This is a genomic window from Clostridium pasteurianum DSM 525 = ATCC 6013, assembly GCF_000807255.1.
Classification (GTDB): Bacteria; Bacillota; Clostridia; order Clostridiales; family Clostridiaceae; genus Clostridium_I; species Clostridium_I pasteurianum.
This window is the reverse complement of record NZ_CP009268.1, coordinates 2,051,620-2,073,632: the sequence shown is the minus strand read 5'-3', so window position 1 is coordinate 2,073,632 and position 22,013 is coordinate 2,051,620. Positions and strand designations below refer to the sequence as shown.

Here is a 22,013-nt window from a genome sequence, read left to right as displayed (position 1 = left end):
ATTTTATATGAAAGTTGTAATTATTGGTGGTGGCTGGTCTGGTTGTGCCGCAGCCATTACAGCAAAAAAATCTGGTGCAGAAGTTGAACTATATGAAAAAACCGACTTATTATTAGGTCTTGGAAATGTTGGAGGTATAATGCGAAATAACGGTCGATATACAGCCGCTGAAGAATTACTTGCCTTAGGTGCAGGTGATTTGATAAACATAACAGATAAAAATACAAGGCATAAAAATATTGATTTTCCAGGTCATAAACATGCTTGGCTTTATGATGTAAATAAAATAGAATCCCATGTGCGAAATTATTTAAAAGAGTTAAATATATCAATTAATTTAATAAGCAGAGTTATAGACGTAAAAAAAATTAATAACAAAATAGAAGGAATATATCTTGCTGACGGTACCTATGTAAAAGGTGATGTATTTATAGAAACTACGGGCTCTACAGGTCCTATGGGCAATTGCTTAAAATATGGTAATGGCTGTTCCATGTGCATACTCAGATGCCCTGCCTTTGGACCAAGGGTAAGTATAAGCAGCAGAGCAGGCGTAGACGATCTTCAAGGTGAAAGAGAAGATGGCAACTTAGGTGCCTTCAGTGGTTCCTGTAAACTTGCAAAAGAATCACTAAGCGATTTTATAGTTAAAGAACTAGATGAAAAAGGTGTTGTTATATTAAAAATACCACCAGAAGATGTAAATCTTGATAAACTTAAAATAAAAGTCTGCCAGCAATATGCATTAAAAGAATTTGCCGAGAATATTATACTTTTGGATACTGGTCATGCAAAACTTATGACAACCTTCTATCCTCTAGAAAAGCTCAGAAAAATTCATGGACTTGAAAATGTCAAATTTGTAGATCCATATGCAGGAGGGAAAGGAAATTCTGTGCGATATCTATCTGTTGCACCAAGAAATGATGATATGAAAGTAAAAGGAATAGATAACCTATTTTGCGGTGGTGAAAAAGGAGGACTGTTTGTTGGTCATACTGAAGCTATATTAACTGGTTCTCTAGCTGGTCATAATGCTGTAAGAAGCGTCCTTGGAATTCCTTCTTTAATCTTGCCAAGAGATCTAGCTTCTGGCGACTTTTTAGCTTTTGCTAATTATAAAATGCTGGAAAAAGACGGCCGCAGAAAGCGTTATACCTTTGCAGGTTCTGACTATTTCAAACGAATGCAGGAACTAAATCTATATACCATAGATTCAGATGAAATAAAACGAAAAGTAGAAAAATTAAATCTTACAGATATATTTAATCAAAAATTAGTTTAAATTTTAATACAAAAGACTGTCTCACATTGTACAGATTGTGAGACGGCTTTTGTAGTTTTACACAGCTGTTAAAATCTAATTTTTCTTTATACCTTTAAAGAATTTGTCTATTATAGAGCTTTTTTCTTTAATATTATTATTTACTATTAAAGGTTCAGAATAAAGTAATTTGTCTTCTTTATACACTTGCACCTTTCCAAATTCATCACCTTTATTTATTTTTTTAAGAGAAATTTTAGGTATTACATATTTTGTAGTATAATTTTTATTATTTTCACAAGGCAGCACTATATCTTCTTTTAATGACAATTTAACATTATCTTTTTTATTTATTGCCGCTTTTGGAATATTATCATTTACTGAGCAAAGCTTTTTATAAGAATAATTATCTTTAACATACTTGTATATTTTGCCAGTTTCCTTCCATCTAGGAGTGCAATTAAGTACTACAAATATAACATCATGACCATCCATATCTACAGATGTAACCAAACATTTACCGGCATTCCCTGTATATCCGGTTTTAACACCATTTGCCCCGGGAATTTGATATAGTATTTTATTTATATTGTGATAACTTCTTGTAAAATTCATTTCTTCATCAGTAACATCTTTACATCCTACTATATCATTAAATATTTTATTTTCTTTAGCTTTTGCAGTTATCAGTGCCAAATCGTAAGCAGTACAATAATGATTTTCGCTATCTAAGCCGTGAGGAGATTCAAAATGTGAATTAAAAGCTCCAATTTCAACAGCGTATTCATTCATTAATTTTAAAAATTGTTCTACACTTCCACCTACACCCTCTGCTAAGGCAATAGCCGCATCATTACCTGAACGGAACATAAGACCATATAGTAACTCTCTCTCCGTTATTACTTCTCCTTCTTTATATCCAACAGTAGATCCTCTTACACTAGCAGATGCTTTAGATATAGTAATTTTTTTATCCAAATCGCCATATTTTATTGTAACAAGGGCAGTCATAATTTTAGTGGTACTTGCCATAGGAAGAATCATATCTGAATTTTTTTCATATAGAACTAATTTAGATTTACTATCTAATGCAATTGCTGCTTTTGCATCTACATTTAAGTTCTGCGCTTTTACATTATAAGTAAACATATTTATTAAACAAAAACAAATTAATAAAATTATTATCTTATTAGTTCTTACAATTTTCATCTCTACACCTTCTTATAATTTTCTTATTTGCAAAATATTATATTATTCTTCTCATAACCATTTAACTACATAGTAATCATAAATATTTTATATGCTTTAGTTTTAATGTTAGCTAATATATTATTTCATAGTTATGTGTTTAATTATTGTGTTTCGTTATTCTAATAATATTGTGATTTTATGATAATTAAATTGATGCTTTATTATTATTTGTATAAAATTAAAATCTATGCTTTGGTTTACATTTTTATTTAATTTACATAATTTAAATTATGTAAATTAAATAAAAAATTTTAAATGAATACTTTACCATAATTCTATTTTTTCACCATTTATAATAAATTCACTTAAAACTTTTCATCTAATATTCAATAAATTTAAATATCTTATTAAAATTGGTGAATATGGTTATAATATGTAATAATATTATTGAATCACAAGGAGTTACTATGCACATTATCATTATAATCCTAATTATTTTTATAATAACACTTTTTCCAATACCAATCCCTTTTAAATTACACTATTATAATAACAACTTACATATATACATATACGAAAAAGAGATAAGTTTTAAGAAAAGAGTAACTAAAAATATAAAACATGATATAAGAAGTAAAGATTATTTCCAAATATTAAAAGATTTTTATCCCTTAATTAAAAATGTAGCTATAAAGCTTAAAAATAATCCTTTAAAACCTAGATTGATTTTCAATCTTTACTTGAATTTTGGTTTTGAAGATGCGGCTAAAACTGCAATATGCTTTGGATTTTTAAATTCTCTTTCACCTATTTTATATTTTTCCATAGGTAAATTTTTTCATATAAAAAAATATACTTTCTCCATTATACCTAATTTCAAATCATCAAAAATAGATTTATGCTTAAAAAGTATATTAAGAATAAGTATAGTAAATACTATATATATAGTCATATTAATCCTATTAGTCTTTTTAAATAATAAAAAGCTTAAAAACACAAAAATTTTACATCCTAAGGAGGAATTGTAATTGGAAAATCATTCTATTGAAAATTTAATGACAAATACTATGGAAAATTTAAGAGATATGATTGATGTTAATACAATTGTGGGTGACCCTGTAGAAGCCAAAGATGGAACTTTAATATTACCTATATCTAAAGTTTCCTTTGGCTTCGCCTCAGGCGGTACTGAATTTTCTGATAATATTACTAAAGATAGCCCTTCAGATAAATTTCCCTTTGGAGGAGGTTCTGGTGCTGGTGTATCTGTAAAACCTGTAGCCTTTCTGGTTCTTAAAGAAAATACGGTAAGACTCTTATCCTTAGATTCTCAAAATACTTATGATAAGATGGTAGATACTATACCTCAAATAATTGATCTGATAAAAGACAATATAGGGAAGCATAAAGAGAATAAAAATGAAGCGTTGAAATCTAAAAATAATTCTATAGAAAAAGATGAAACTGACATTAAATAAAATGATAGCAAGTAATTCTATACAGCATTTATAATTATATATAAAGCAAAATATTATTACCTAACAATATATCTATGAATTACTTGCTAGATTAAAAAATATATAATTCATCTCATTTTATAAATATTAAACTTTAAATATAAATTTAATATTTTTATGTCAGCGTATCTCTCTTATCTATGCTTATTAATATTTAATTACTAAATTGAATATTATCTTTTATCAATATAAGGTTGGATATACCTTTTTATTTAATCTTCATCCTCTTCTATAATATCTTTAAAGCTTTCAACAAACTCTTCTATTTTAGGAAGTTCTTGTAGATTTGACAACTCAAAATATCTTAAGAATTCTTCAGTAGTTCCATATAATATAGGCCTTCCTGGTGCATCTAATCTTCCACATTCTTTAATTAAATTTTTTTCCTGTAAACTACTGATAGCTCTATCCGACTTTACTCCTCTAATTTCATCTATATCTATTCTTGTTACTGGTTGTTTATAAGCAATAATAGCCAATGCTTCTAGAGATGCTTGAGATAGAGACTGTCTTGTATTGGTCTTTAAAAGTTTTTGAATATAGGAACTATTGTCAGGTTTTGTAACCAATTGATAGTTATCATTTATAGAAATGAGTTTTATTCCCCTTACATTATTTTCATAATTATAAATCATTTCTTTTAACAACTTTTTAGTGTAGTGTAAATCGCATTCAATTATTTCAGATATATTTTTTACTTTCATGGGTTCACCACTTACAAATAAAAGTGATTCAATTATTGAAAAATACTTTTCTTTATTTAAAACTCCCTCTATTTCCAATTGCTCTATATTATAATTCTTCACCATCAAAAATCCTTTCAATATAAATTTCATTAAAGTTAGCTTGCTGTATTACCCTTACACTTCTTAGTTTTATTAATTCTAAAAGGGCTAAAAATGTAACTACTATTTCCATTTTACTATTACACTCTTTTTTCACATCTGAAAAGAATATTCTTTTTTTATCTTTAAAGGTTGACATTAATTCTTCTATTTTATCTTCTATTCTAAACTTATCAATGGGAATTTCTTTTGAAATAACATTTTCTTTATTAATTTTACTTAAATATGTATTAATGAGATTATCATATAAATTAAATAAATCTAACATACTTATATTTTTTAATAATTCCTCTGTAGAACTAGATTTTTTATCCATATCCTCTATAATTTCAGGTTTTTTTGTAAATACTTCTCCCTTGATATCTTCCCTTTCTTTAAAAAAGTCAGCAGCAAGCTTGTACTTTTTATACTCAACAAGTTTTGAAACCAAATCCATTCTAGGGTCTTTTCCCTCTTCTTCTAATTCTTCAACTTTATTTTTAGGTAATAATAATTTTGATTTAATTTCAAGCAAATTTGCAGCAATTACAATAAATTCAGAGGTTATCTCCAAATCCATCTCTTTCATTGTCTTTATATAACTTAAATACTGTGAGGTTATATCATATATTTTTATATCATATATATCCATTTTATTTCTTTTTATAAGGTGTAGTAAAAGGTCAAAAGGACCTTCAAAATTGTTTAATTTTATATTTATTGACATAGAGTTTCTCCTGATTTTAAACTTATATTTATTATACACTTAAATAGATTATATATAATTCTAAAATAGATTTTTACTATAACCTTTTCCCTTTTATTATTAATAGATATTTATATTTTGAGATTATAAAATAAACTTCATCAATAATATAGATACATATATAATTATACAAAAACAAATGGATACTATAAAGATAAAATTTATCCTTATTTGTTCTACAACTAATTTTCCACTCTAAACAGTATTCAACTCTATAGATATATAAATAATGCAGACCCTAATATAAGTATCAATATATTTGAATCTGCATTATTATAATATTAGAAAGATATAACTAAAAATATTTTTGCTATTTATAGATATATAAATTAATATTTAAATATTAATGTTATGAGAAATAATTTCAATACTTAATCTTTAAATAGCATTATCAAATACCCTTCCTAAATTATATTTAAAGTGACTTAGAATTCCACCCTTTTTCACATCTCTATCACAGTATAATTTTACTTTGCCACATACATTACCATCTTGATAAAACTCACAGTATCCAACTTCATCGCCTTTTTTAAATCCCTTAGCATTCTCATTGTATACACATTTATGATCTATTTTTATATTATTATCTCTAGGAACAACTAAATCCAAATCTTCACCAGCTTTAGCTAGGAAAAATTTATCACCCTTTTTATTTAAATTAACTTTTTCAACAATACTGTCTTTCTTGACAATTTTTTTGCTTTCAAATTTAGAAAAACCATAAGTCATAAGCATTGATGCATCTCTATTTCTAACTTTGTATGTAGGAGCACCCATTATAACTGCCAGCATTCTAACTCCATCTTTAGTTGCTGTAGCTGATATACAATATTTTGCCTCATCAGTAAAACCTGTCTTTAATCCATCACAGCCTTTATAGAATCTTACTAATTTATTGTGATTAACAAGTTCTATAGGAGACTTCCTACCCTCACTAATAGTTTCCATATAAGTTCCTGAATATTTTAGTATTTGAGGATGTTTTAATAACTCTTTTGACATCAATGCTATATCATAAGCTGTTGTTAGATGTCCCTGTGCACTAAGTCCAGTACAATTCTCAAAGTGAGTATCCTTCATACCCAACTTCTGTGCTTCTTCATTCATTTTTTTTACAAAACCATCTTCACTTCCACCTAGGTATTCTGCCATAGCAACTGCAGCATCATTTCCCGAAGCTATAGCTATACCTTTTAATAATTCTTCAACGGTTCTTACTTCCCCTGTATCCAATATCATAGAACTTCCGCCCATTTTTTTTGCATTTTCACTTACTGTAACTTTGTCATTAAGTTTAATTTTACCACTATCTACATTTTCCATGGTAATTAACATAGTCATTATTTTTGTTACTGATGCAGGTGCAAATTTTTCATGAGAATTTTTTTCATAAATTACTTTACCAGTAGATGGTTCTATCAATAATGCTGATTTTGCATCTACATCTATACTAGAAGAATTTTGATTTTTATTATCTGACGGTTCTAATTCTAATACTTCTGCTTCTGTCCATACAGGAGTAAAAAGAAGTGTAGTAGACATTATAGCCGCACATAAGGCACTAGAGATAAGTCTGCTTCTTTTTATCATAATATACCACCCTTTCTTAAATTATTTTAACAATATTATTTTTACCAACTTCAAAAAGATTATCACATAATAGTAAAAAAACAGACTGAAAGCTATTATTAATATTTAACATATATATAAGAATAATGCAGGCAACACTAAAAAATAGTATTACCTGCATTATTCTTACATAAATTCATTTATTTAATTATATCATATACATATTTAATAGCTGCTGGTTTTACTTTACTTATACTAAAACTATTTTTTACTATATTTTCAGCTTCAGTATAATTCTCAATATTCGTATGTAATACAAAAACTGTATCCCCTTTACTTACTTTTTCACCATATTTTTTATTAACAGTTATTCCTGCTGAAAAATCTATTGTATCTTCTTTATTCTTTCTTCCTGCACCTAATAACATGGCTGCTAAACCTATATTATCAGCTTTTATAAATTTTATATACCCATCTTTCTTTGCTCTTATTTCAATATTATTTTTTGCCTTTGGAAGCATATCGGGATTGCCTATTATGTCTGTATTGCCACCTTGAATTCTAACGAATTCTCTAAATTTTTCTATAGCCTTTCCAGACTTTATAATATGCTTCAGTTTCATATAAGCAGAATCAAAATCCTCAAAAACGCCACCTAATATACTCATGTAAGAAGCTATAGTTAAAGCTACTGTAGTTTCATCTTCTGATCCATTTCCCTTTAAAACCTCCATAGCCTCCCTTACCTCATTTGCATTTCCAACTTCACGCCCAAGAGGTTCATTCATATTAGTTATTATAGCTATAGTTTTTCTATTTAAAGATTTTCCTATATCTACCATAGTCTCTGCAAGTTCTTTAGCCTTATCTAAAGATTTCATAAAAGCTCCCGCACCTACTTTTACATCCAGTACAATGGCATCTGCCCCAGAAGCTATTTTTTTACTCATTATAGAACTTGCAATTAGAGGTATGCTATCTACACTGCCTGTTACATCTCTTAAGGCATAAGTCTTTTTATCCGCAGGTGTTAAATTAGCAGTTTGACCTGCAATGGCCATCTTATATTTATTTACATTATCTATAAATGTATTCATATCCAAATTTGTATTAAAACCTTCAATTGACTCCAATTTATCTATAGTGCCTCCTGTATGTCCAAGTCCTCTGCCTGACATTTTAGCAACGGGTATGCCTAGAGCAGCTACTAAAGGAATAACAATTAATGAAATTTTATCTCCTACACCTCCTGAAGAATGCTTATCTACCTTTATACCATCAATACTAGACAAATCAATAATATCTCCAGACTCTATATAGGAAAGAGTAAGATTTGATATTTCGTCTCTGTTCATTCCCTTAAAATATATTGCCATCAAAAAAGCCGCCATTTGATAATCTGGTATATGTCCATTAGTATATCCTGAAACTATAAATTGAATTTCTTCTTTACTTAAAATTTTTCCATCTTTCTTCTTATTTATTAAATCCACTACTCTCATTTTTAGCTTCCCCTTTGACTACATTTTCTCTATTACGGATTTTACTATGGAAACAAATTTATTTTGAGCTTTGGCTGCAGTTTCTAAAACCTTTCTATGATCTAAAGGTTCTAAATTATCTGCTATGGCCATATCTGTAATGCAAGATATTCCGAGAACTCTCATAGACATATGGTTAGCTGCTATAACTTCTGGAACTGTAGACATTCCAACGGCATCCCCTCCTAATGTTCTAAGCATTCTAAGTTCCGCCGGTGTTTCATAATTAGGACCTGTAACAGCAGCATAAACACCCTTTTTAATTTCATATCCTAATTCTTTTGCACTCTTTTCTGTTAATACAATAAGTTCACTATTATAAGCTTCAGACATATCCGGAAATCTTGGTCCCAGCTCTTCATAATTTTTACCTATGAGAGGATTTGTACCCATAAAATTAATATGATCTTCTATAATCATTAAATCTCCCGCTTTAAAATGAGGATTCATGCCACCTGCAGCATTTGTTATAATTATATCTTTTATACCAAGTGCATTTATTACTCTTACTCCAAAAGTTACTGTATCCATAGAATAACCTTCATAGTAGTGAAATCTTCCGTTCATTATAATCACAGATTTTTTATTAATCTTTCCAATTATTAATTCTCCTGCATGACCAGCTACCGTAGATACTGGGAATTCCGGTATGTCTTTATATGCTATTACCAATTTATTCTCTACCTCATCTACTATACTCCCTAAACCTGTACCAAGTATTATGGCAGCATCTATTTTTTTATTATATAAATTTAATATGTACTCCTTAGCCTTATTGATCTCCTGTAAAATATCCATATAACGCACCTCACATAATATTAAAAGTCCTACTATAAATTATTTTAATTTTATTTTCTATATTCAGCTCTACAATATAAAATCATATTTCTCCTACTATATCATTTATAAGCTTTTTAAAATTATCTTTGACTTTATAGGAAATTTCCATTACCTCCGCATGGTCTAATGGTTTATTTAATATTCCTGCCGCCATATTTGTAATGCAGGAAATGCCCAGTACTTCTAGATTGCAATGATTAGCTGCAATTACCTCTGGAACTGTAGACATTCCAACCGCATCTCCACCTAATATTCTGATCATTCTAATTTCTGCAGGGGTTTCATAGCAAGGACCCGTCATCATTAAATAGACTCCCTCTTTAATATTTATATTTAAATTATTTGAAACTTCTTTTGCTATATCTATTAACTTTTCACTATAGGCACAGGACATATCTGGAAATCTTGATCCTATTTTCTCATGATTTTTTCCTATAAGAGGGTTATTAAATACAAAATTTATATGATCCTTGATTAACATTAAATCTCCAGGAACAAAATTAGTATTTACTCCCCCGGCAGCATTGGTTACAATTAAATTTTCCACCCCTAAATATTTCATAATGTAAATAGGCAATGCCAAAAGTTCCATGGAATTGCCTTCATAATAATGGAATCTCCCCTGCATAATTATAACATTTTTTCCTGAAAATTCACCTATTACAAATTGACCTGCATGCCCTTTTACTGTAGATATAGGCATATTGGGAATATCACTGTATTTTATTATAATCTTATTTTCGATATCTTCTGCTATTTCTCCAAGACCAGAACCAAGTATTATGCCTATTTTAGGCACTATATCAGTAATTCCTCTTATATATTCTACACTTTTAATTATAGTATTATTATCCATATACCTTTTCTCCTAAATTAACTTTTCTTTAAAACTCTTTCCATATAAATTATTATCAATTTTCAATATATCTAAAACAGTTTTGCCTATATCACAAAAGCACTGTCTCATACCTATATTTACAGAATTCTTTATAGATTTACCATATACAAGTAGTGGTATATATTCCCGGGAGTGATCTGTACTTCTAGTTGTAGGATCGCAGCCATGATCTGCAGTTATAATTAAAACATCTTCTTTTTTCATAACCTCCATTATTTCAGGAAGCCTCTTATCAAATTTCATTAATGCATCAGCATAGCCCTTTATATCATTTCTATGTCCATAGAGCATATCAAAATCTACTAAATTTGTAAATATTAATCCGTTTTTTTCACTTTTCATATACTCAATAGTTTTGTCTATTCCTTCATTATTATTTTTTATGTGAACGGCTTCAGTTATTCCCTTTCCATTAAATATATCCTCTATTTTTCCTACTGCCATAACACTTAATTTATCTTCTTCTATGTAATCTAACATAGTCTTATCAAAAGGATCTAGTGCAAAATCTCGTCTATTTGAGGTTCTAGTATAATTACCTTTAATACCCAAAAAAGGTCTTGCTATTATTCTTCCCACTAAATTTTCTCCTGTAAACATATTCCTTGCTATTTTACACATATCATATAACTTTGAAAGAGGAATTACCTCTTCATGAGCTGCAATTTGAAACACGCTGTCTGCAGAAGTATATATTATAGGATAACCTGTTTTCACATGTTCCTCCCCAAGTTCTTTAATAATTTCCGTACCGGAAGCTACTTTATTACCAAGGATCTTTCTTCCTATTTTATTTTGAAATTCCCTAATAATTTCTATTGGAAAGCCTTCAGGATAAGTCTTTAAAGGTTTCTTTAGTACTACTCCAGATATCTCCCAGTGACCTGTAACAGTATCCTTTCCATTTGACAGTTCGGCACATTTACCAAAGTTACCAATAGGATCGTGAATTCTTTTTACTCCCTCAATAGAATTTATATTTCCAAGGCCAAGCTTTTCCATATTAGGAAGTTTTAGTCCCCCAATGCTTTTCCCTATATTACCCAAAGTATTACTTCCATCATCTCCATACAACTTTGAATCCGACATTTCTCCTATTCCAACGCTATCAAGTACTACCAATATAACCCTATTCATAAATTTTCTCTCCTATCTACAGAATATATAAAAATCAGCTATCATCTTTATCTAAAATATAAAAAGCAAATCACTATTATATACTAGGCTCTAGGATGTGCTTTTTTATATATTTCTGCAATTTTACTCTTTTTATATATACCTGAATAAATTTGGGTTGTAGATAAATCACTGTGTCCCAGTAATTCTTGAATTGTCTTTATATCCGCACCATTTTGCAATAAATGCACTGCAAAAGAATGTCTTATAGTATAAGAATTTATAGGTTTGTCAATTTGAGCTTCCTCTGCATAATGCTTTACTATCTTCCAAAAACCCTGTCTTGTCATTTTATTTCCCTGAAGATTAAAATATAAAAAGTCCAAATTATTTAAATTTAGTTGTGACCTTACTTTTAAATATTTCCCAATCCATTTTATTCCATAAGACCCTATAGGTATTATCCTCTCTTTTCCCTTTAATCCTTTGCATTTAATATAGGAAAGTTTAGTATCTACATCATATATGGTAAGATTCAAAAGCTCTGTTACCTTTATGCCTGTAGCATACATTATTTCAAGCATACACTTATCTCTAATTCCCTTATTGGTTTCACAATCCGGCATAGATAAAAGTTTATCTACTTCTTCAACCGTTAAAATTGCTGGTAATCTTCTTTTTATTTTAGGAGATTGATATTGTATTACAGGGTTCACATCAATTTTACCCATATTTATCAAATACTTATAGAAATTTCTTATAGAAACTATATTTCGTATAACAGATGAATTTGCTTTACCTTCTTTCTTTAAATTCTGCACATAAGCCATTACAATTACTACATCTACTTCTTCTATATTTTCCTTTTTACTCATAACAAACTCGTGAAATTTTTTTATATCTCTTGTATAGGCATCAAGAGTATTAGAACTCAATTTTTTATTGCTAATATAATTAATATAACCATTTACTAAATCGCTCATAAAAATTCTCCCAAAATTTATAAAAATAGATTAGCTGGTAGCTAATTTAAATAAATATATAAAATTATAAATAATTCGTTTATCTATCTTAAGTACATTATATACTAAAATGCTGTTATTATGAACCTCTGACTTAGTAATAAAAAAATAAATTGAATAATCCACTAATTTTGGAAGTATAATTCCTAAAAAAATTAGAATTAAAAAACATTTCATAGCTAAAATAATAAATTCAATGAATTCTGTTTTCTCTATCAAAAGTTATCACAATCCCCTCCTAAGCAATTGCCTTAATTATATTAGGCGTTATATAGGTTTCAAAGGATAACCCAACAAACATACATGCCGCTATTATAATAAATACTATAGAATAAGACATTATTCTAGAAGATATACCGGTTGTCCAATGTTTTTTACCATTACTTTTTATTAGCATTAATGAGAATTCCATAGCCACTACAGATCCAATTATTATACAAGGTATGTATATAATATTTTGAGGAATAACAGATAAAAGTGCCATCCAGATCCCCTTAAACCCCATACCATTCACAAAAAATGTTACAGTAAAGCCCATGGTAAAGCCTTTAATTACATCTAACACCAATATTATAGGGATTCCTATCATGGTTAATCCTAAAAACCAAACTATTAACAATATAGGTATATTATTTTTTGCCGTTTCTAAAAATAATTGATTGTAATTAATAGTTTGAGAATTATAATTTTTCATAAATGATGATAAATAATTTAAAAGATCACTTTTTTCAAATCCACTCATATACTTTACTGTGTATACTCCAAGTACAATACCTGTACATAGACAAATAGCACTTAAGACATATAACCATAAGTTATTTTGTAAATGACTTGCTATTAAATTTTTAAAAAATGTCACTTTCATTAATTATTCCTCCCATTGTTAATCATCTTTTTATAATATTTATGATTCACAATAGAATAATATGATAATTTTACAAATACATAAATGCACTTATAGTTTTTGCGTCTATTATAATTCCTTTAATTATCATCTCTTTTATATCATTAATTTTTACTTCTTTTATATTTATAAATTCATCTTCATCTCTATCCAACTTACCTTTATATAGATCTTCAGCCTTATAAAAATAAATATATTCATTACAAAATCCTGGTGATGTAGCAATTTTACCTAGATAGGTAAATTCTCTTGCTTTATACCCAGTTTCCTCTTCAAGTTCTCTTTTGCCACATTCTTCAGTCCTCTCTCCAAGTTCAATTTTACCTGCTGGCAGCTCAATTAAAACCCTTTCCAGCGGCTTTCTGTACTGCTCTACCATAAGTATTGTTTCCTTATCTTTAAAAGCTATAATAGCCACTCCGCCAGGATGCTTTACTATTTCTCTATCTGAACATTTTCCATTACTCAATCTAACTTTTTGTAAATATAATTCTATTACTTTACCTTTATATAAATTCTTCTCACAGACAGTATCTTCCGTTAATTTCATCAAAATATCCTCCAAAATTAAAATTTTCTTTATAAAAATCAATAATTTCATTCTAATTACGAAAAATACAATTGTCAAATTTAAGTATTTACTAAAAAGTACAAAATTTATTATAGGATTAAATTGTCAATTTATATATTCATTAACTATATTATAATTATTTTTTGTTATTTGTGATAAATTTACATAAATATAGAAATTTTGTATCTAAGTTAAAATAATTGTATAAAATATAAATATAAGGGAATATTATCTTACATAATTATAAATTTACAATAACTATATTATCTTTTAAATAATTTATTTTAATTTCAGTTTTTATAATTAAAATATTTGTAAATACCAATAATTAAAATCAATTTACTTATTTTAATTATGAGATATTGATTTAACTTCAAAATTATATAAACGTTTACAAGAAAATTTGGAAAGGGGTAATATGTATGAAAGGTAAAATTATCAAAGAAAACTATATAGCAAAAAAAAATACAAATTTTGGAGACATAGGAGAATATGCTTTTACCTATGAGGGAGTAGATTACCATGTAGGCGATGTAGTTTTTATTATGGACACCTCTTTTGTTAGAAGAACAACTTTAGTTGTAAAATTTAGAGACAACTATTACATTCACGGCTATCCAGGAAACTTAAATGGGATTATTCATAAAGACTATATTCTTCAGCTTAAAATAGTAAAAAAATATACGGAACTATCAAATAATAGATATATTGATGGATTTACTGTAAAAATAGGTGATACTGAGGAAATACAAAAAATAAATGATACCGATCTAGAAAAGAATCTCAAGTTAGAAGACAAACTTAGTTTAGTAGAATTATCAATAAATCTGCTATTATCCAATTATAAACATTTAAATAAATTAGAAAAGAATAAATTATATGATTTAAGCAAAAAATACAGCATTTTATATGAATTATTAAAAGATAAAGAAGATATGAAATTAGTTGATAAATTTCGAAAAAAAACCATAAAATAATTATATTTAAGAAATTTAAATTTAATCACATAAATTTAACACAATTCTTTTATATTTTTTCTGTATTGTAATGCTAATATTTAATCGTAGCAAATATTAGATACCCCCTTATCTTAATATTTAATTATACTAAAAATAAACCTTATGATAGTAATAGTAACTACATAGGGTTTATTTTTAGTATAATTGATAATCTTCAATAATTAAATTAATAAATACTAAAAATCACACAAAATAAACATATTTATTTTATATTTATGCCATATTCCCTTATTATAATTTAATCATAATAAAGTGATAAATCGGAAAGGTATGAATTACATGACTGCTATTAAAAATATTTATAATAAATTTATAAATAATAACGATTTTAAACATATCATAAAATTTGGATGCATAGGTTGCTTAAATACTATATTTGACTTTGGAATATTTTCTTTGCTAAATATCTTATTGGGTGTTAACTATATTATAAGTCAGATAATATCATATTTTAGTGGTACTTTAAATAGCTACCTTTTCAATAGATTTTGGACTTTTAATGATACAAGAAATAATAAGAAAACAATTATGGAAATTGTTCAATTTATTGTTGTTAATTTAGCTTCATTAAGTGTAAGTTTAATAGGGTTAAGTATATTAATGAATAATAGCTCTTTAAATTCTTTTTTTGCTAAAATTATTTCAATGTTGTTAGCTCAGATAGTTAATTTTTTAGGCTATAGATTTTGGGTTTTTGGGAAAATAGTAAAATTAAAATCTCTTAATTAATAAACTTTATTGAAGCAAGTACTTAATTCAGGTGAGGATTCTTTTACCCCATCTTGAATTTTAGAACTGCAAATGCATGGCTTACTTGGCGTCGAACTCCCACTTCAAGAAGTTGGAGACTTACGCCAAGTTAGTCAGGTTAAATTTTAAAATCTTTTATTTGTATAATTCCAACTTCACGCAATATAAGAACTTAGTGTATAATTTTCATATAATAATATAAGTTAAAAATTTAAATAATTCGAGGTTATAGTAAAAATGAAAACACCATTAGGATATCAAAGTACAGAATATGATTGTGTTCCAACAACTTTTATAAATGCTTTAAAATATTTATTTGAAAGACATGAAATTTTCCCAGAAATCATAAAAAATATTTATATGTATAGTCTAGATACTTACAATAAAAATGGAAAGTTAGGTGGAAATGGTACATCATATTTTGCAGTAGAATTAATAAGTAATTGTATAAATGAATTTTCTAAATCACATAATTTAAAGATTAAATGTGAAACATTGAAAAATAAAGAAATAAATTTAAAAACTAACAGTAAAGTTTATAAATGCTTAAATAACAATGGAGTTGCTGCTGTAAAAGTATATTTTGATTCAAATATATATCATTATGTTTTACTTACCTCTATTGATGATGATTATGTATATGTATTTGATCCATACTATAGAAAAAGAAATTTTAAAGATAAAGAAATAAAGATTATTATGGATAAATCAGAACTTTATAATAGAAAAATAAGTAAAAGCAGATTTACGGAGGAACAAGAAAAGTTTTATGCTATGAGTCTTATGGAAGATCGAGAATGTACTTTAATATATAAACTGTAGCTGAAAAAATAGGGTATTACTACTTTTGGAAATACCCTATAACATTTCTATACTAATATTTATTTTTATATTTATCATAATTAATATTATCATAACTATCATCAGTAATTCTCACATACCGCTTTGTAAGAATTAAAAATATTATTAATATAATGATAAAAGTTATAAAACCAACATCCATTAAAGTTGTATTATCATAATACATTCCTATATATGTTATTATCATAGGTGAAAATAAAACTAAAAATATAAATGATGCAAAATAAAACTTTTTTATAATCAAAATTACTAAAGCAATTCCTATTATTATACCAGCTATAATACTTATTAATATGTTGCCATTCAATCCAAAATAAGTATTATCTCCAAAATTTCTAGAAAACCATCTTCCGAAAAAGATACCAAACATACTTATAGATTGAGCTATACTTTTATTCCTATCTTTCATATAATTTCTTTCCTTGTTGATTACCTGAACAGTTCTGTTGTAAACACAGTATTTTATCCATTTTTTGTCAAATCAAATAAATTTACAGCAGATGATAAATGTATAGGATGTGGCATATGTGTGAAAGAATGTCCCCTTAACAATATCCATCTAAAAAAAACAAACCTGTCTGGGACAAGGAATGTACTCACTTGTAAATGTCCCACAGAAGCCATTGAGTATGGAAAAAACAGTGTTGGCAAGGTCCGTTATCAATGTCCAATATAAAAAGAGAAGATTTGTACTGGCTTTTATAATACGATTTATATGTTGATAAATTTCAATTTGTCTGTTTGATTAAAATTATCATAACATTGGTTTTGATTAACGCAGATTTTTCTTATTTAGATGTAATAATAAAAAACAAAAAAATAGGCAATCTAAGAATTTACCCTAAATTGCCTATTTTAATTTAATTATTAATTGTTTTTTATCTACTATTTCTATGTGTGTGTTGTAGCATATTGTTCAACTAGCAAATAATCTGAGACAAGCTTCATAAGATGTGATACTTTTTATTCTTAAATCTTTTTGTTGACACCAAATCATAAAGTCATCAATTTTATAATCCAAACTTTATTTTTTTACATTTTTATTCATAAAAATAACCTCCAATAATCACACCAATGAATATTGAAAGTTATTTTTATTTTTAAATAAATATTAGTCGGCTCAAAAATCATTAGTTGGTCTGATGATATACCCTAAAACTACTCTCAACCCACCTACTGAGCCACATTCTTAACCTTATTTTTAAGTCTAAGTTTATCTGCAATCATTGCTATAAATTCTGAATTAGTTGGTTTTCCCTTTCCATTATGTATGGTATATCCAAATAATTTATTTATGGTATCGACTTGCCCTCTAGACCAGGCTACTTCAATTGCATGTCTTATAGCTCTCTCTACACGGCTTGCAGTAGTATTATATTTTTTTGCTATAGATGGATATAATTCTTTAGTTACAGCAGATAAAAGTTCTATATTATCTACTACCATATTTATTGCTTCTCTTAAATACATATAACCTTTAATATGAGCTGGAACGCCTATTTCATGAATAATACTTGTTATTTCATCCTCTAAATCTAGAGGTACAGATTGAGAAATCTTTACATCTGCAGCTTTTTCAGATATAGGCATTGTCTTTTTAGTTTCTGAATCCAAAATAGTATTGTTAAACATTTGTCTTATTCTCTTAGTAAATACATCCATATCAAAAGGTTTAACTACATAATAATCAGCACCTAAAGTTATAGCTCTTTGAGTAATTTTGTCTTGACCTACAGCAGATAGTACAATTACATTTGGTACAGGATCTATGTTTATATTGGCAAGCTTCTCCAAAACTCCTAATCCATCCAAATGCGGCATTATTATGTCTAAAATAACTAGATCCGGCTTTTTTTCTTCTATTAATTTTAAAGCTTCTATTCCGTCTTTAGCTATACCTACCACCACTATGTCACTTTGATTTAATAAATAATCATTTAAAATATTACAGAATTCTTTATTATCATCTGCTATCAATACACTTATCTTAGAATATTCCATTTTTAATACTCCCCTTTATATTTCTATTCCCATATGTTTACAATTAAAGTATTCGACAAATCTTTGATAAAACCTTCTTTATTATATAAATTATTTTTTTTATTAAATTTATTTTTAAATTTATTTTTTTATTAAATAAATTATATTTCTGTTCTATTTTATTATTAAATCAATTAAAAAGCAAGATATTTTGTAAAATTTTACTATAATAATTTATTTTAACATTAATTATAAAAGACTTTAGAATTTACTCTAAAGTCTTTTATTCTACTTTAAAATACCAGCATCTTTTAACATCCATTCCATATATATACCATATCCTACATCTGGTTTATTGATAAGCACATGGGTCACAGCACCTATAATTTTGTTGTTTTGTATTATAGGACTACCACTCATTCCTTGAACTATACCACCTGTTTTCTCTAATAATTCAGGATCTGTAATCCTTATAACCATACTTTTAGGTCCTGGTGAATCTTGTGGAAGAAGCTTTTCAATTTTTATACTGTAAAGTTTTGGCGTTTCACCATCTATTGTTGTAAGTATCTGTGCATCGCCTTCTTTTATTTCATTTCTAAGTCCTATTTCTATAGGTCTGTTATATTTATGGTTTTTTAATATTTTATCAGTCATACCATAAATACCAGATATAGTATTGGATTGTATATTACCCATGGGATTATTTTCATTTACAAAAATTCCTCTAACTTCTCCTGGATCACCTTTAGCTCCCTTTTTTATTGACACTATAGATGAATTTATTATATTTCCATTCCTTACACTGAGCATTGTACCAGTATCAACATCTGTTATTGGATGACCTAAGGCTGCAAACTTTTTGGAGTTTTCATGATAGAATGTTAATGTTCCAACTCCTGCAGTAGAATCTCTTACCCACAATCCTAATTTGTAATCATTATCTAAATCACTTTTTATTGGTCTAATTTCTTTTTCAATATTTTTCCCATCTCTTTTTATAGTTACTTTTAAAATAGAATCTTTATATTTTTTTAGTTTGTCTGAAACTGTTTTAGAATTGTTTACATTTTCCCCATCTATTTTTACTATACTATCACCAATCTGCACACCTGCTTCTGCAGCAGGACTGCTAACTTTTCTATTTTGTGAATCTATATCAGATAAACCTACTACCAAAACTCCTTCTGTATTTAATTTTATACCTACAGGTTGACCTCCAGGGTATACCATAATTTTAGGTACCACTTCTAAGTTTACGGTTTTAACAGGTAAAATACCTAATAAATTCACAGATTTTTTTACTTTTGTTTGGAACTGATTATTAGTATTTTGTTTTAATACTGTAACATCACTATTATTTACCTTTAACATTGAGCTGTAATTTATATTTTCACCTTGTCTTACATATATAGTTTCTGGTATATTTCTTAGGCTCATAAAGGTAACTAAAGTTAAAATAATAATAGGAGTTAAAATAGAGCACATTATCTTTAATTTTTTGTTCTTCATGCTTTTAACCTCCTGATCTTTAAGATTATAATTTTAAGTTACCCTGATGAATTTTTATTATGCTATTATAACAATGCATTATTAGTTAATACTTTCAATATACGAAAAACACCAATAAAAAAATCCATAATTTATATTATGGATTTTTTTATTGATGTTTATTATAAAATTTTCCTTAAACTTTTCTTTTTATTATCTGCTAATATAATCATTTCTTTTGCGTTTGCCAAGGTCAAATTCGTAATTTCACTTCCACTAATCATTTTAGCAATAGCCTTTTCCTTCTGTTCTAATGTTAATCTATTTACAAAGGTAAAAGTTTTATCATTTAATATCTTTTTTTCAATAAGGTAATGAACATCTGATATACATGCAATTTGTGGGAGATGAGTTATGCAAAAAACTTGATGATTGTTGGATATAGCATATATTTTTTCTGCTACGCTTTGAGCAACTTTACCACTTATTCCAGTATCAATTTCATCAAATATAACTGAAGGAATATTGTCTTTATCTACAAAAACGGTTTTAAAGGCCAACATTATTCTAGATAATTCACCACCAGATACGACTTTTTCCAATTCTCTAAGTGGTTCTCCAGGATTTGTAGTTATGAAAAACTTTACTCTATCTCCTCCATTTTCATTAATATTTTGTTCATTAAATTCAATATTAATGTTAAATATGCTTTTTCCAAGACCTACATACTTTAATTCATCCAAAATTTTTTGTTCTAATGTTTTTGCAATTTTTTCTCTTGTACTATGAATTTTTTTAGCTTGATCAACTACTTTAATATGAATAGTGTCTTTATCAATTGATAATTTCTGTATAATTTCAGAAAAATTAACAAGTTCTTCATATTGATTTATTATTTTTTCTCTATACTTCTTTATGTCACTGATAGTATTTCCATATTTCTTTTTTAATCCATCAATTGTATATAATCTATTATTTACATATTCCAATTCTTTATCATCAAATTCAATTTTATCCTTAATATCTCTTATAATTGATATATTTTCTTCTATATTATAGTAAGATTCCTCTAGGGAACTAGCAACAGATTTTATTTCATCGGAATGCTCTTCTATAGACCTTAGCTCCTTTATAACAACTCCTAAGTTATCAAATATGGATAAAGTCTGTTCCTTGCCTGTATAGAGCTTTTCATAACTGCTGCATAAAATTTTGCTTATAGCTTCACTATTTGATATAATAGAATATCTTTCTTCCAACTCAACATCTTCACCGTCTTTTAATTTTGCCTTTTCGATTTCATCAATTTGATATTTTAAAAAGTCAATAATTTTATCTTTGTCGCCGGTTTTTTTAGAAAGCTCTTCTATCTTGAATTCAATCTCTTTCAATTCTCTGTAGTATATTCTATATTTTTCTTTTTCTTTATTTAAAATACCATCTCCAAAGGAGTCTAAAAAATTAATATGATTTTCTGAATTCATAAGAGTTTGACTTTCATGCTGTCCATGAATATCCATTAAAGTAGCACTAACTTTTCTCAATTGAGTAAGCAGTACAGTTTTTCCATTTATCTTAGTTATATTTTTCCCTGATTGAAAAGCTTCTCTTGAGATAATTAAGATATCATCATAATCTATTTCAAGTTTCTTTAATAATTCTATAGTTTTACTATTTTTAATAGAAAAGACTGCTTCTACAAAAGTTTTTTTCTCACCAGTTCTAATAGAATTTTTTGTAAATTTTACTCCCAGTACATAATTAATAGCATCAATCAATATGGATTTACCTGCACCTGTTTCTCCTGATAATACATTAAATCCATTTTCAAAAGAAATGCTTAGAGATTCTATAAGTGCAAAATTACTAATATTCAACTGAAGGAGCAT

22 protein-coding genes are annotated in these 22,013 nt (G+C 27.3%); 7 read left to right on the top strand and 15 right to left on the bottom strand.

Features of this window, described 5'->3' with window-relative positions; genetic code table 11:
* Positions 1–7 precede the first annotated feature (7 nt).
* Positions 8–1,285 (top strand): FAD-dependent oxidoreductase, encoded by a 1,278-nt coding sequence (locus tag CLPA_RS09420; RefSeq protein ID WP_003444302.1) that lies wholly within the window; start codon positions 8–10, stop codon positions 1,283–1,285.
* 75 nt (positions 1,286–1,360) lie between these two features.
* On the opposite strand, the gene CLPA_RS09415 is transcribed toward CLPA_RS09420, so the two are convergent.
* Positions 1,361–2,473: a D-alanyl-D-alanine carboxypeptidase family protein gene (locus tag CLPA_RS09415; RefSeq protein ID WP_003444301.1), complete on the bottom strand. Its 1,113-nt coding sequence runs from the start codon at positions 2,471–2,473 to the stop codon at positions 1,361–1,363.
* A gap of 449 nt (positions 2,474–2,922) precedes the next feature.
* Here CLPA_RS09415 and CLPA_RS09410 point away from each other — a divergent pair, with 449 nt between their 5' ends.
* Both CLPA_RS09410 and ytfJ read left to right on the top strand, forming a co-directional pair.
* Positions 2,923–3,483 (top strand): DUF2953 domain-containing protein, encoded by a 561-nt coding sequence (locus CLPA_RS09410; protein ID WP_236900400.1) that lies wholly within the window; start codon positions 2,923–2,925, stop codon positions 3,481–3,483.
* On the top strand, positions 3,484–3,933 hold the full coding sequence (gene ytfJ / locus CLPA_RS09405; protein WP_003444295.1) for a GerW family sporulation protein: 450 nt from the start codon (positions 3,484–3,486) through the stop codon (positions 3,931–3,933). It abuts the gene before it with no gap.
* Between the two features lie 251 nt (positions 3,934–4,184).
* Here the strand turns inward: ytfJ and scpB are convergent, their stop codons facing one another.
* From scpB to CLPA_RS09350, 10 genes are all read right to left on the bottom strand, one after another.
* Complete coding sequence (gene scpB, locus CLPA_RS09400; protein WP_143756574.1) at positions 4,185–4,778, bottom strand: SMC-Scp complex subunit ScpB; 594 nt, start codon at positions 4,776–4,778, stop codon at positions 4,185–4,187.
* Positions 4,765–5,523 (bottom strand): segregation/condensation protein A, encoded by a 759-nt coding sequence (locus CLPA_RS09395; RefSeq protein WP_003444265.1) that lies wholly within the window; start codon positions 5,521–5,523, stop codon positions 4,765–4,767. Before CLPA_RS09395 ends, scpB begins: the two co-directional genes overlap by 14 nt.
* Positions 5,524–5,940: 417 nt before the next feature.
* Positions 5,941–7,152 (bottom strand): D-alanyl-D-alanine carboxypeptidase family protein, encoded by a 1,212-nt coding sequence (locus CLPA_RS09390; protein ID WP_003444263.1) that lies wholly within the window; start codon positions 7,150–7,152, stop codon positions 5,941–5,943.
* Positions 7,153–7,331: 179 nt separating this feature from the next.
* The gene (locus CLPA_RS09385; protein WP_003444261.1) at positions 7,332–8,633 is read right to left on the bottom strand and encodes a pyrimidine-nucleoside phosphorylase; all 1,302 of its coding nucleotides are present in this window, start codon (positions 8,631–8,633) and stop codon (positions 7,332–7,334) included.
* Positions 8,634–8,651: 18 nt separating this feature from the next.
* Positions 8,652–9,470, bottom strand: a complete 819-nt coding sequence (locus CLPA_RS09380) for a purine-nucleoside phosphorylase (protein WP_003444259.1) — start codon at positions 9,468–9,470, stop codon at positions 8,652–8,654.
* A gap of 82 nt (positions 9,471–9,552) precedes the next feature.
* Entirely contained in the window at positions 9,553–10,368 is an 816-nt protein-coding gene (locus CLPA_RS09375; protein WP_003444257.1) for a purine-nucleoside phosphorylase, read from the bottom strand.
* 12 nt (positions 10,369–10,380) lie between these two features.
* Entirely contained in the window at positions 10,381–11,547 is a 1,167-nt protein-coding gene (locus CLPA_RS09370; protein WP_003444249.1) for a phosphopentomutase, read from the bottom strand.
* Positions 11,548–11,630: 83 nt separating this feature from the next.
* A complete protein-coding gene (gene xerD, locus CLPA_RS09365) occupies positions 11,631–12,509 on the bottom strand; it encodes a site-specific tyrosine recombinase XerD (RefSeq protein WP_003444245.1) in 879 nt (292 codons plus the stop codon).
* A gap of 277 nt (positions 12,510–12,786) precedes the next feature.
* Positions 12,787–13,413, bottom strand: a complete 627-nt coding sequence (gene spoIIM / locus CLPA_RS09355) for a stage II sporulation protein M (protein WP_003444240.1) — start codon at positions 13,411–13,413, stop codon at positions 12,787–12,789.
* Positions 13,414–13,483: 70 nt separating this feature from the next.
* Positions 13,484–14,002: an NUDIX hydrolase gene (locus CLPA_RS09350; protein WP_003444236.1), complete on the bottom strand. Its 519-nt coding sequence runs from the start codon at positions 14,000–14,002 to the stop codon at positions 13,484–13,486.
* Positions 14,003–14,445: 443 nt separating this feature from the next.
* Between CLPA_RS09350 and CLPA_RS09345 the strand changes: the two genes are divergently transcribed.
* The 3 genes from CLPA_RS09345 to CLPA_RS09335 all read left to right on the top strand — a co-directional run bounded on the left by CLPA_RS09345 (position 14,446) and on the right by CLPA_RS09335 (position 16,614).
* Positions 14,446–15,000 (top strand): hypothetical protein, encoded by a 555-nt coding sequence (locus CLPA_RS09345; RefSeq protein ID WP_003444234.1) that lies wholly within the window; start codon positions 14,446–14,448, stop codon positions 14,998–15,000.
* A 321-nt stretch (positions 15,001–15,321) separates the two neighbouring features.
* Positions 15,322–15,771 carry a GtrA family protein gene (locus CLPA_RS09340; RefSeq protein WP_003444231.1) on the top strand — a complete coding sequence of 150 codons (450 nt, stop codon included), beginning with the start codon at positions 15,322–15,324 and terminating at the stop codon, positions 15,769–15,771.
* Positions 15,772–16,029: 258 nt separating this feature from the next.
* Positions 16,030–16,614 carry a C39 family peptidase gene (locus tag CLPA_RS09335; RefSeq protein WP_003444228.1) on the top strand — a complete coding sequence of 195 codons (585 nt, stop codon included), beginning with the start codon at positions 16,030–16,032 and terminating at the stop codon, positions 16,612–16,614.
* A 52-nt stretch (positions 16,615–16,666) separates the two neighbouring features.
* Here CLPA_RS09335 and CLPA_RS09330 read toward each other — a convergent pair whose 3' ends face one another.
* Positions 16,667–17,062 carry a hypothetical protein gene (locus CLPA_RS09330; RefSeq protein ID WP_003444225.1) on the bottom strand — a complete coding sequence of 132 codons (396 nt, stop codon included), beginning with the start codon at positions 17,060–17,062 and terminating at the stop codon, positions 16,667–16,669.
* Here CLPA_RS09330 and CLPA_RS21695 point away from each other — a divergent pair.
* On the top strand, positions 17,033–17,329 hold the full coding sequence (locus CLPA_RS21695) for a 4Fe-4S binding protein (protein WP_335617777.1): 297 nt from the start codon (positions 17,033–17,035) through the stop codon (positions 17,327–17,329). The genes CLPA_RS09330 and CLPA_RS21695 overlap by 30 nt on opposite strands.
* 497 nt (positions 17,330–17,826) lie before the next feature.
* On the opposite strand, the gene spo0A is transcribed toward CLPA_RS21695, so the two are convergent.
* From spo0A to recN, 3 genes are all read right to left on the bottom strand, one after another.
* Positions 17,827–18,654: a sporulation transcription factor Spo0A gene (gene spo0A / locus CLPA_RS09325; protein ID WP_003444222.1), complete on the bottom strand. Its 828-nt coding sequence runs from the start codon at positions 18,652–18,654 to the stop codon at positions 17,827–17,829.
* A gap of 267 nt (positions 18,655–18,921) precedes the next feature.
* Complete coding sequence (gene spoIVB, locus CLPA_RS09320; RefSeq protein WP_003444221.1) at positions 18,922–20,145, bottom strand: SpoIVB peptidase; 1,224 nt, start codon at positions 20,143–20,145, stop codon at positions 18,922–18,924.
* A gap of 161 nt (positions 20,146–20,306) precedes the next feature.
* Complete coding sequence (gene recN, locus CLPA_RS09315; protein WP_003444219.1) at positions 20,307–22,013, bottom strand: DNA repair protein RecN; 1,707 nt, start codon at positions 22,011–22,013, stop codon at positions 20,307–20,309.

Excerpts from the sequence above, each read along its gene's own strand:
- CLPA_RS09330 (WP_003444225.1), bottom strand. The coding sequence starts at position 17,062 with ATGAAAGATAGGAATAAAAGTATAGCTCAATCTATAAGTATGTTTGGT.
- CLPA_RS09350 (WP_003444236.1), bottom strand. The coding sequence starts at position 14,002 with ATGAAATTAACGGAAGATACTGTCTGTGAGAAGAATTTATATAAAGGT.
- CLPA_RS09420 (WP_003444302.1), top strand. The coding sequence starts at position 8 with ATGAAAGTTGTAATTATTGGTGGTGGCTGGTCTGGTTGTGCCGCAGCC.
- CLPA_RS09390 (WP_003444263.1), bottom strand. The coding sequence starts at position 7,152 with ATGATAAAAAGAAGCAGACTTATCTCTAGTGCCTTATGTGCGGCTATA.
- CLPA_RS09410 (WP_236900400.1), top strand. The coding sequence starts at position 2,923 with ATGCACATTATCATTATAATCCTAATTATTTTTATAATAACACTTTTT.
- xerD (WP_003444245.1), bottom strand. The coding sequence starts at position 12,509 with ATGAGCGATTTAGTAAATGGTTATATTAATTATATTAGCAATAAAAAA.
- CLPA_RS09385 (WP_003444261.1), bottom strand. The coding sequence starts at position 8,633 with ATGAGAGTAGTGGATTTAATAAATAAGAAGAAAGATGGAAAAATTTTA.
- CLPA_RS09370 (WP_003444249.1), bottom strand. The coding sequence starts at position 11,547 with ATGAATAGGGTTATATTGGTAGTACTTGATAGCGTTGGAATAGGAGAA.
- CLPA_RS09340 (WP_003444231.1), top strand. The coding sequence starts at position 15,322 with ATGACTGCTATTAAAAATATTTATAATAAATTTATAAATAATAACGAT.
- CLPA_RS09380 (WP_003444259.1), bottom strand. The coding sequence starts at position 9,470 with ATGGATATTTTACAGGAGATCAATAAGGCTAAGGAGTACATATTAAAT.
- spoIIM (WP_003444240.1), bottom strand. The coding sequence starts at position 13,413 with ATGAAAGTGACATTTTTTAAAAATTTAATAGCAAGTCATTTACAAAAT.
- recN (WP_003444219.1), bottom strand. The coding sequence starts at position 22,013 with ATGCTCCTTCAGTTGAATATTAGTAATTTTGCACTTATAGAATCTCTA.
- CLPA_RS09375 (WP_003444257.1), bottom strand. The coding sequence starts at position 10,368 with ATGGATAATAATACTATAATTAAAAGTGTAGAATATATAAGAGGAATT.
- CLPA_RS09415 (WP_003444301.1), bottom strand. The coding sequence starts at position 2,473 with ATGAAAATTGTAAGAACTAATAAGATAATAATTTTATTAATTTGTTTT.
- spoIVB (WP_003444221.1), bottom strand. The coding sequence starts at position 20,145 with ATGAAGAACAAAAAATTAAAGATAATGTGCTCTATTTTAACTCCTATT.
- CLPA_RS09395 (WP_003444265.1), bottom strand. The coding sequence starts at position 5,523 with ATGTCAATAAATATAAAATTAAACAATTTTGAAGGTCCTTTTGACCTT.
- spo0A (WP_003444222.1), bottom strand. The coding sequence starts at position 18,654 with ATGGAATATTCTAAGATAAGTGTATTGATAGCAGATGATAATAAAGAA.
- CLPA_RS09345 (WP_003444234.1), top strand. The coding sequence starts at position 14,446 with ATGAAAGGTAAAATTATCAAAGAAAACTATATAGCAAAAAAAAATACA.
- CLPA_RS09335 (WP_003444228.1), top strand. The coding sequence starts at position 16,030 with ATGAAAACACCATTAGGATATCAAAGTACAGAATATGATTGTGTTCCA.